This window comes from Burkholderia cepacia, assembly GCF_001039005.1.
In the GTDB taxonomy this organism is placed as follows: Bacteria; Pseudomonadota; Gammaproteobacteria; order Burkholderiales; family Burkholderiaceae; genus Burkholderia; species Burkholderia theae.
Genome location: NZ_LDWR01000112.1, coordinates 1 through 9,703, shown reverse-complemented (window position 1 = coordinate 9,703; position 9,703 = coordinate 1). Strand labels below are relative to the sequence as shown.

Here is a 9,703-nt window from a genome sequence, read left to right as displayed (position 1 = left end):
CTCTTTTTGAAACCGCCTCTTAGTCAACACCGTTCAGCTCGCAGGGCAGCGCCGGCGGTCGGTTCGACCTGGCGCTGCCTTGCTGCGCGCAGCACCTCACCCGGCGTCTTGCCAAAACGCCGGCGAAAAAGCTTGCCGAATGTGGATTGATCTGGAAAGCCGCACGCGTGCGCAACCTCACCGATGCTTATCGCGAGGCCAGGCTGCTCCAGATAGCGGAAGCTACGGTTCAGCCGCGCTTCGCGCAGTGCTTCCTTCACCGTGTATGCTTCGCTGCGAAACAGACGATAGAGCTGCGTGCGCGAACAATGGACCGCGTCCGCGATTTGGTTCGGCGTCAAGCTCTGAAGGTGAAGATTTTGGTCAATGTAGCGGTACGCGGCCTGCAGGCGATCGCCACGCGTTAGCGCGATGCGGCGCGCGTGCGCTGACAATGTCGCCTGCAGCAGCACTCCACCAAGATCGGTCGCACGTGCGAGCATGTAATCTAGTTCGCATGATGACAGTGCCGGACCGTGACGACCGAGCAGCGTGAGCACAGTCGTCAAGAACGGGGCGAGGCGCGTCGGTTGCAGCGAGATCGCGGGCTGCGCCGCGTCGAGCGCGCCTCGTTCGAGCAGTCGGCCGATCGACGACCTCGGCAATCTCAGCGAACTGAAGCACGGCTCGTCCCAATGAACTTGCATCGGCTGCCCGCCGTCCAGCATGAACAGCTCGTTAGCACCGAAACGTGCATCCGGACGGCCGATCGTTTCAACAGTACATCCGCCCGCTTGAAGTACGTATATCGCCAAATATGTGTCCGGCGTCACGCTGCTCAGCCACGATTCGGTAATTCGCGTGTCAAGTGAAGCCCCATGAAATTGGAAAAAATGTCCACGTTCTCTACGGCACAAAAATCCGCGCCCGTGAAACGCTCCGTCAGTCGCTACATGCACCTCTGCGCACTTGAATAGATGGGCGCTCCAGAAACCCATTCCGCGCCCAATCGGTATGTCGTCGCTCGAAAAGAACTGCAGCAATGAGCTGCCACCGAGTGCGTGTATCTTATCCATTGTATCAACAGTAAAATCAAGCGCTGCCAAATAACGGAGACGCTTTTAATGTCTAGCACTTCTTCAAATTTCTAGTGTTTTTACCATTCCGCCCGATCCATTTCCACCAACGCATTCGACCCCTTCATTTTCAGAATTTTAAATTAAAGCATAGACTCACCGCGTTTATTTTTACTAATTATGCGCAGATATTAACCACATTTAATTAAATTTTCAGCTTTTATTATCCATCGCATATTGGCCCAATACTTTCAAAAATCGCTCACCCGACAAATCACTCTAATTCAAAATTATTTGATCGTCATAATCAAGTTCGCGTGACGCAGATTCTTGCTACTAGCGTTACACATGTGCCACGGCACAGTGCGAACGTCGCGCGTTTCCCCTGAAACCGAGAAAATGATGCGCACGTACTATATCCTCAACGCACCTGCATCCGCGTATCCGTGTTGGTACGCCCAGCGAATGACGTTCGCGACGTTGCGTGCGCCGAGCTTCTGCATCAGATGCTGCCGGTGGCAGTCCACGGTCTTTTGGCTGATGTTCAGCAGCGATGCGATCTCGCGATTACGCATGCCACCGACAATTAGGGTCATCACCTGCTTTTCGCGGCTCGTTAGTTCATCTACAGATGCCGATTGCGCGCTGTTGTTCATCGCTGACGTAATCTTTACCTCATCAAGTGACGGGTCGATATGGATACTCCCCGAGAGCACGCATTCAATTGCGCGTACCATGTCGCCCGGTTTGCACCTTTTCAGTAGATAGCCCGACGCGCCGAAACGAATTGCCTCTGCAGCACGTGCCTCCGATTTGAGCGCAGTGAATATGACAAACTTGAGATTCGGATACGTGCGCGCGATATGGCTCATCACCGGGAGCGGATCTGCTCCCGGTAGCATCAATTCCATCAGTACCAGATCTGAGCCGTCGGAGCGACAAATGTGGCCCGCCTCGGTCATGTCAAAGGCGAAGCGGACGTCGATCTCCGTATACATCTGTTTGAGCACGACCTCAATGCCTTCACGAACGATCGGATGACTGTCTACAACAAGCACCTTTTTACACTTTCTATCCATGACCATAATCCAATTCTTGCCGTTCGGATGTACGACCTACGACGCACTACCTCGTGTAGGTAATTTGATGCATCGTTATTTCGCTTCAATCCAGCGCCTCAAGATAGCAGCCGTTTGTCACTGCGCGATTTCAAAATCGTTTCATCCATTCTCCTTCGAATCTCTCGACGCATCCCGATTCGAGGCCGACGACGCCCGGAATTGTCAAGTTATTCATAGTGCGGACGATCAAGGGTGACGGGAGTGGTAGTCGATCGTCTTTCGCCGCCAAGGTGGTACGGCGAGCGCCAGGCGTCGTCCGGTCAGCGACCTGGAGGCTGAGAACAGTCGTCTGCGTAAGGAGTTGGCCAGCGCGAAGCTGGATATCGAAATTCTTCGAAAGGCGACGGCGTACTTCGCGAAGGGGTCGCGGTGAGGTACGCCTGGATCGATGCACATCGCAACTAGTACAGCGTGAGCCGGCTGTGCCGGGTGCTGACGGTCTCGCGCAGCGGCTACTGCCAGTGGCGTGGCCGGGGGCCAAGTGGGCAAGCCCAGGCCAATGCCGTGCTGGACGCCGAGGTCGCCGCCATTCATCGCGCCAGTCGCGACAGCTACGGCCGTCCTCGTATCGTGCGGCAGTTGCATGCTCAGGGTGTCAGCGTCGGATAGATACTCCCCACTTTCGTCGAAGTAATTTTCCCCAGTTTTTTATCTGACGGCGCCGCGGTAGCGGCGCCGTCCTGTCGATCGCTGACCATATTGCCCTTGAGATCCGTCGTGGGGGTGTCGGTGGTCGAGCTGGAGGAAGTGATGACGATTCTGGAATTGCATCGGCAAGGGCTGAGTATCTCGGCCATCGCCGCTCGACTGGGTATGAACCGCAAGACCGTTCGCAAATACATCAGGAATGGCGTTCAGGCGCCGCGTTACGGTCCACGTGCGCCGCGACCGTGCGTGGTCGATCCGTTCGTCCACTACATCACCGAACGCGTACGCGAGTTTCCCGACCTGAGCGTCGAGCGTCTGCTGCGCGAGGTCCGGGCGATGGGTTACGCGGGCGGTCGCACGGCGCTGGGCGACCTGGTTCGGGAGGTCCGGCCGCCCCGCCAGCGCGGCTTCGAGGTGCGCTTTGAGACGCCCGCCGGCCATCAGGCTCAAGTGGACTTCGCGCACTTCAGTGTCGAGTTCGACGACGCGCCCGGCCAGCGGCGTTCGATCTGGCTGTTCTCGATCGTGCTCGGGCACAGCCGCTATCTCTAGGGACGCTTCGTCGAGCATCAGGACCTGCAGACCGTCTTGCGCTGCCACATGGAAGCGTTCGAGCACCTCGGCGGCGCTCCGCGCGAGATTCTGTACGACCGAATGAAGGCGGCCGTGCTCGGCGAAGTCGAGAGGCACATCGTCTACAACGCGAAGCTGATCGCGTTTGCGCAGCACTACGGCTTCGCGCCGCGGGCCTGCAAGGCGTATCGCGCCAAGACCAAGGGCAAGGTCGAGCGCCCGTATCGCTACATCCGGCAGGACTTCTTCCTGGCGCGCCGTTTCCAGAACCTCGCCGACCTGAACCGCCAACTGCGCGAGTGGCTCGACACGGTCGCCAATGTCCGCGTGCACGGCACCACGCACCGCGTCGTCGCTCAGCACTTCAATGAGGAGCGTCCTACGCTGCAGGCGTTGCCGGCCGGCACCTTCAACGGCGTGATCCGGCTTGAGCGGCGCGTGAGCCATGAAGGTCTCGTCTCGGTCGGTGGCAATTACTACAGCGTGCCCGATCGTACGCGCAAGCGCGTGCTCGACGTTCACAGTCTGGCTCACGAGATCCGCATCTACGAGGACGGTGGACTGCTGGCGGTTCATCCCGTGCTGGAAGGCCGACGACGAACTTCGCTGCTGCCCGGTCATCGGCGTGCAAACCAGCGTAAGCAGCCGGCACGGCACCCCGTGCCATCGGTGACGGCGACCGTTGCTCGCCGGCCCCTGTCGTTCTATGATCAGGTCGCAAGACGTCTCGCAGAAGCCGGGAGGACCGCATGAACAGCATGCCTGCCTCGACACTGGAGCGCATCCGGCGCTATCTCGTCGGCCTGCGCATGCCGCGCACTCTCGAAACGCTGGACGCCACCCTGAACCGCTTCGAGCAAGGCGACAGTTCAATGCTCGAAGTGCTGGAAACGTTGCTGGGCGAGGAGTTTACGACACGCGAAACACGCCGCATCCGGATGGCGCTGCAGACCGCGCGGCTCGGCACGATCAAGACGCTGGCCGGCTACGACTTCAGCTTCCAGCCGAGCCTGGATCGCGATCGCATCATGACGCTTGCGCAACTCGAGTTCATCGAACGACGGCAGACCGTTCACTTCCTGGGGCCGCCCGGCACGGGCAAATCGCACCTGTCCATTGCGCTGGGCGTGGAAGCCGTACGTGCGGGCAAGAGCGTCTACTTCGGCTCGCTGGCCGAGATCGTGAACTCGATGGCCAAGGCTGAACGGGAAGGCAACCTGGCGCAGCGCGTGCGCTTCCTTGCCCGTAACAGCCTGCTCATCGTCGACGAGATCGGCTACCTGCCCATCGGCTCCAACGGTGGCAACCTGTTCTTCCAGCTCGTCAACGCCTGCTACGAGCGCTGCGCGATCATCCTGACGTCCAATCGCAGCTTCGGTGAATGGGGCGAAGTGTTCGGCGACAGCGTGGTGGCCGCGGCGTTGCTCGATCGGCTGCTGCACCACGCGATCGTCGTGCAGATCGAAGGCACATCGTACCGCCTGCGAGAACACGCCGATCTGCTGCCGGACCATCTGCGCAACCGTCCGTCTTCCCTGAACCCCGTGCCCACTGAACCGGCTCGCCGGCGCCCGGGCCGCCCCCGAAGGAACCCATTCGATCACGTCGCCGGCTGATCACCGTCCGAACAGGGTGGGGAATTTTACTTCGACACTTCTGGGGAAATTACGTCTGAGGTTGACATTGCCTGCCGGTGGTACTGAATCTGCTGGATCGGCACTTCGACGGCTGGCAGCCGAACCAGGCGTGGGTGAGCGACTTTACCTTCGGTACGCCCAGCCAGCGTAGCCCGCCCGTACGGGGGTGAAACTGCTTGAGCATGTTTGGAATGCAAGATCCGGAGGAGTTGATGTTGCAGTACCGGGGCATGCCCTTCCTCTGCTGCGAGAGGAAGTGAGCCGAAGCGGCGGTGATTTGCCGACACTGGCAAGGTGACGTAGTCCGTGGGAAACGGGGCTTGCGGCGAAGCGGTTACGCCAAGATGAGTCCCGGCTGAGCATGGGACGGTTGAGGAACACGAACCTGTTGAAACGCATCTGAGAGTTGAAATGTCACCCCTGCCCACACCGCTTTATGGGCAGGCCGTGAACTGTTGCTGGTCACACGTATGGCCCGGCGGCACGAGTGCTGATTGGATACGAATGCCGATCAGCATGGAACCACGGGGAGCGCGCAGCTAGACCGTGGTGTTCGCGACGACTTGCGGCAAGCAAGGATAAAGACTGCGACAGGCAACCTCGCTCATGCGCTAAGTCCAGCATGTGAACTGGTGAAGGCTTGCACAGATGCCAAGTGAGTGTGCCCCGATGATGTGCAGGCTGGCGGAGCCTCCGTAGTAGTCCGAGGCCGGGAAAGCCGGCCACATGGCGAAGGGAGGCAGTTAAAGTGGTTTGCTGAGTTGATTAACTGACCGTAGTGAGGTGAAGACCTTTGATAATCAGTGAAATGCAAAGCAAACTGGCGACATGGTCGACGGAGAACGAAGAGCGCAAGTTCGATCGACTCCTGAGACCGATTGCTGACAGGGATTGGCTGAGCGAAGCGGCTCGTATTACGCTGGCGTCCAGCGGAGCCCGCACGCCTGGCATGGACGGGATCGACAGGCGCATGATGGAGGCAAATCTCCAGCATGACCTGGCGACGATACGCGAAGAGCTGTTGGCGGGCTCGTATAGTCCGCTGCCTGCGCGGCGCGTGTATATACCGAAATCGAACGGCAAGCTCAGACCGTTCGGCATTCCGAGCCTGCAGGATCGGATCGTGCAACGGGCCATGCTTATGGCGATGGAGCCGATATGGGAGAGCGGTTTTCACCCGGCTTCATATGGCTTCAGACCTGCCCGAAGCGTACATCACGCGATTCGCACGGTGCAGCTTCAGCTGCAGGACGGCGGGGAACAAAGTGTCGCTGGACGCTGGGTCATCGAGGGCGACTTCGCCAGGACGTGTCAGGATTTCGTGTACTGAGGCTGGTTAAAGGTCTCAGTTGATGGCGGAGGTGAATCGCTCGCCGAACAGAATGGCGAACTGATTGACTGCTTGCCGCCAGGTGATAGGCGGCATCTTCCAATCCTTTTCGATGTTGCGCAAGGCCAGATACAGCAGTTTACTGGCGGCTTCGTCGCTCGGGAAGTGGCCGCGACTCTTGACGATCTTGCGCAACTGCATGTGCATGCTCTCGATGGTGTTGGTCGTATATACGATTCGACGCACCTCGGGCGGATAGGCGAAGAAGGGTATTACCTGTTTCCATTGACGCTGCCACATGGCTGCGACGGTGGGGAATTTGCGGCCCCACTCGCTTTGCGCAAAGGCGTCGAGCACCGCTGCTGCCGCCTCGGCCGTGGCGGCCTGGTAGATCGCTTGATCGCGGCAGCCAGCGGCTTGCGGTCCTTCCAGCTCGCCAGATTCAGCGAATTGCGGATCAGATGCACGATGCAGGTCTGGATTTGGGCGACCGGCTAGACCGCCTCGATCGCTTCGGGGAAGCCGCGCAAACCGTCGACCACCGCAATCAGGATGTCGTGCAAGCCGCGGTTCTTCAGCTCGTTGAAGACATTTAGCCAGAACTTGGCGCCCTCGGTTTGCTCGATCCACAAACCTAGCACTTCCTTGCGACCGTCGGCGCGGATGCCCAGCGCCGGATACACCGCCTTGTTCTTGACCGTGCCTTCGTCGCGGATCTTCAGCCGCAGCGCGTCAAAGTACACGATCGGATACATTGCCTCGAGCGGGCGTTGCTGCCATTGCTCGACGTCGGCCAGCACCTCGTCGGTGACCGTCGAAATCAGGTCGGGCGAGACTTGCAGCCCGTACAGTTCCAGCAGATGGCCCTGAATCTCACGCACGCTCATGCCGCGAGCATACATGCTGATGACGTGGTCGTCGAAGCCGGGCACCATTATATTCGCCACCCTCAGAGACAACCTAACAATACCACCATGGGTGCATGTCTATGGTTCAGGCAGGCGGGATGTCACTTAGGTGAACATCTATGGTTCACTAACTGCCACTCCCGTCATAGGCGATGCCAATGTGCGCGGGGAATGTCAGCGATCGCGTACCTAGGAGCAGTGATTGGTGCATGACTATGGTTCCAGCGACGTGTAGCTTGGGCGATAGCCTTCTGGACACATGAGCGGCGCATGACTGGGGGTTCTGGGCAGCCTTTCTGGTCGCACGAGGCGTTTACGTGTTTACCCATAACTCTTTAAAACCTTTAACTACGTTTACGAGACCGGAAACCGTTGTCTGGTAAGGCTCGGGGAGCCTATTAGACAACGTCTATGGTTCAAATGGTGCACGCCTATGGTTCTTTTGGCTCATGTACATGGTTTCGATGGGGCATTCCTATGGTTTTTGAGGTCAATGTATATGGGGCTCGAGTGAATGCCTATGGTTCGAGGCTAGGTTGGCATTAAGTGAACGCCTATGGGGCGGTGGATAGGTGAACGTCTATGGTTCCTGTCAGTAGGCAGTCTGGTTTCCAAATCGCTTTAAGCTTATGCTGTACTGATATGTTTATTAAGGAAAAATACGTGTAGCTTCTTGGTCGGTCGATGGAGTATGCGGCGATCGCGTGCGACATGCCGAATGGTGAACGTATGTGGTTCTGGCGGCATCGGGCAAGGGTTGCTGACTGAAAGACCATCTAAGGTGAACATCTATGGTTCTCCTGCGCCGGAAAAGCTTCCTTGATATTGGTGTCTTTTGCGCCTGATAGGTGCATGCCTATGGTTCGAGCGTCTCGGGTTGTCCGCTGCATGGCATTCAGTAAGGTCATGAAATCAAAGGAATTTTCGCCAGGGTTGCTTTTGAGAGGCGGGCGGCATCGCATAGGTGAACGTCCATGGTTCATGTGCTTCTGGGCAAGCTTGCGCGCGCATGGCGCGCTTGAAGGTGAACAAAGTACAGTGTATTGTTACCATTCATCGCTCAACTTGTGTACCTTTCGTGGCTAGTAAAAAAGAGACGGGTGGCGAACCCACACAAATCGCCCTCTTCCAGGTACCGGAGTTGCCAGAGCCATTCCGTAAGGCAGTGCCAGCCATCCATATTGCGCCGAAATCAGGCGCGATTTCACTCCAACAGGCGAAGATGTGGAACGCGCTGATCAAGAATGCGATTGAACAAAATAAGGATGGCGAACGAACGTGGTTCGAGTACACGATCGGCGACCTGATTTCCGACGTCGGCCTTAACAGCAAGAATCGTGAGTATGTGAAGGCGACCATCAACTCTTTGCTCGGCTTTGTCGTCAACTGGGATCACCTGAGCAGCAAGCCAGAATGGAATGCGAGCGCCCTAGTCGCCGGCGCGAAGCTTTCTGGTTCGATCCTGCGGTACCAGTTCTCGGACAACATCCGCGAGTTGCTGATGAATCCGAGAATCTACGCAAGTATCGACATGCGTATCGCTCGCGAATTCAAACGCGGCCATGCACTCACGCTGTGGGAGAACGTGGTTCGGTATGAGGCCGTCGGGCGCACGCCGCGAATGTCGGTCTCGACGATTCGAGATCTTCTGCTTGGCATGAATTGGCCACAAGGCGCGTACGCGCAGTACAAGACCTTCAAGAGTCGTATCCTCGTTCCCGCGCTGGAGGAGATCAACCGGATTGCGAACCACGAGGTCGAGCTTAGCGAGTTCAAGTCCGGCAGGACGATTATGGAAGTTCAGTTCACGATTTCGGCAAAGAAAAAATCGGAGGTGGCAACCGAGGATGATCTCGAGTTGCTGAGTTCGGTGACGAAATTCTCGATCCCCCTTTCAGAAGCACGGAAGCTGCTCGGCGAGTACGGCCCGGCCGCGATGCGTCATGCAATCGCGTATACGGAGCAGCGCCTGAAGAAGAAGAATGCCGCGCCAATCGACAATGTCGGTGCGTACTTCAGGAAGGCATTGTCTAACGGCTATCAGGTTGACGACGGTCGTGCGCGCCCGTTGGGCAAAGTCGTTGAAATGGAGGCCTCACCCGAAGCAGCTGAGAACGAGCTTCTGGCGCAATTTCTTGCCGCGCGTGTCGACGAGGCCCGCGGGTACTTCCAGGAGTTAGACCCCTCCGATCAGAGCATTTATTTTGCACGGTACAACGAGCAACAGTCTGCTCCACTATTGAAGCTGGCGGCTAATAAAAAGCCGAAGAAGGCGGCGGAGCATGCGTTCTTCCAATGGCTCGGTGCCGACGTGTGGGGTGAACCCACGGACCGCGACTTGCTCAACTTCATGCTGGTACGGACTGCATCCGCGCTTCGGTAAAGCCGAACTCCTTCGGTCGCACATATGTGACCCTGCCCTGAATCCACG

Annotated in this window: 4 protein-coding genes and 4 pseudogenes; 5 read left to right on the top strand and 3 right to left on the bottom strand. The window is 57.8% G+C overall.

Annotation, left to right across the window (positions count from 1 at the left end; all coding sequences use genetic code 11):
• Nucleotides 1-23 precede the first annotated feature (23 nt).
• Nucleotides 24-1,055 (bottom strand): AraC family transcriptional regulator, encoded by a 1,032-nt coding sequence (locus tag VL15_RS37985; RefSeq protein WP_048252041.1) that lies wholly within the window; start codon nt 1,053-1,055, stop codon nt 24-26.
• Nucleotides 1,056-1,468: 413 nt separating this feature from the next.
• Nucleotides 1,469-2,113: a LuxR C-terminal-related transcriptional regulator gene (locus VL15_RS37980; RefSeq protein WP_048252043.1), complete on the bottom strand. Its 645-nt coding sequence runs from the start codon at nt 2,111-2,113 to the stop codon at nt 1,469-1,471.
• Nucleotides 2,114-2,417: 304 nt separating this feature from the next.
• On the opposite strand from VL15_RS37980, the pseudogene VL15_RS41450 reads away from it, so the two are divergent.
• From VL15_RS41450 to VL15_RS37965, 4 genes and pseudogenes are all read left to right on the top strand, one after another.
• A pseudogene (locus tag VL15_RS41450) lies at nt 2,418-2,770 on the top strand (IS3 family transposase); the annotation flags it as partial.
• Nucleotides 2,771-2,893: 123 nt separating this feature from the next.
• Nucleotides 2,894-4,150: pseudogene (gene istA / locus VL15_RS37975) on the top strand (IS21 family transposase).
• Nucleotides 4,147-5,013, top strand: coding sequence for an IS21-like element ISBcen28 family helper ATPase IstB (istB, locus tag VL15_RS37970; protein ID WP_048252040.1), 867 nt, complete (start codon nt 4,147-4,149; stop codon nt 5,011-5,013). The pseudogene istA and the gene istB overlap by 4 nt, the downstream one beginning before the upstream one ends.
• An 814-nt stretch (nt 5,014-5,827) precedes the next feature.
• Nucleotides 5,828-6,337: pseudogene (locus VL15_RS37965) on the top strand (reverse transcriptase domain-containing protein); the annotation flags it as partial.
• Nucleotides 6,338-6,379: 42 nt separating this feature from the next.
• On the opposite strand, the pseudogene VL15_RS37960 reads toward VL15_RS37965, so the two are convergent.
• Nucleotides 6,380-7,293, bottom strand: a pseudogene (locus VL15_RS37960) (IS256 family transposase); the annotation flags it as partial.
• Between the two features lie 1,003 nt (nt 7,294-8,296).
• Here VL15_RS37960 and VL15_RS37955 point away from each other — a divergent pair.
• A complete protein-coding gene (locus VL15_RS37955) occupies nt 8,297-9,655 on the top strand; it encodes a replication initiation protein (RefSeq protein ID WP_230684626.1) in 1,359 nt (452 codons plus the stop codon).
• Nucleotides 9,656-9,703: the final 48 nt, after the last annotated feature.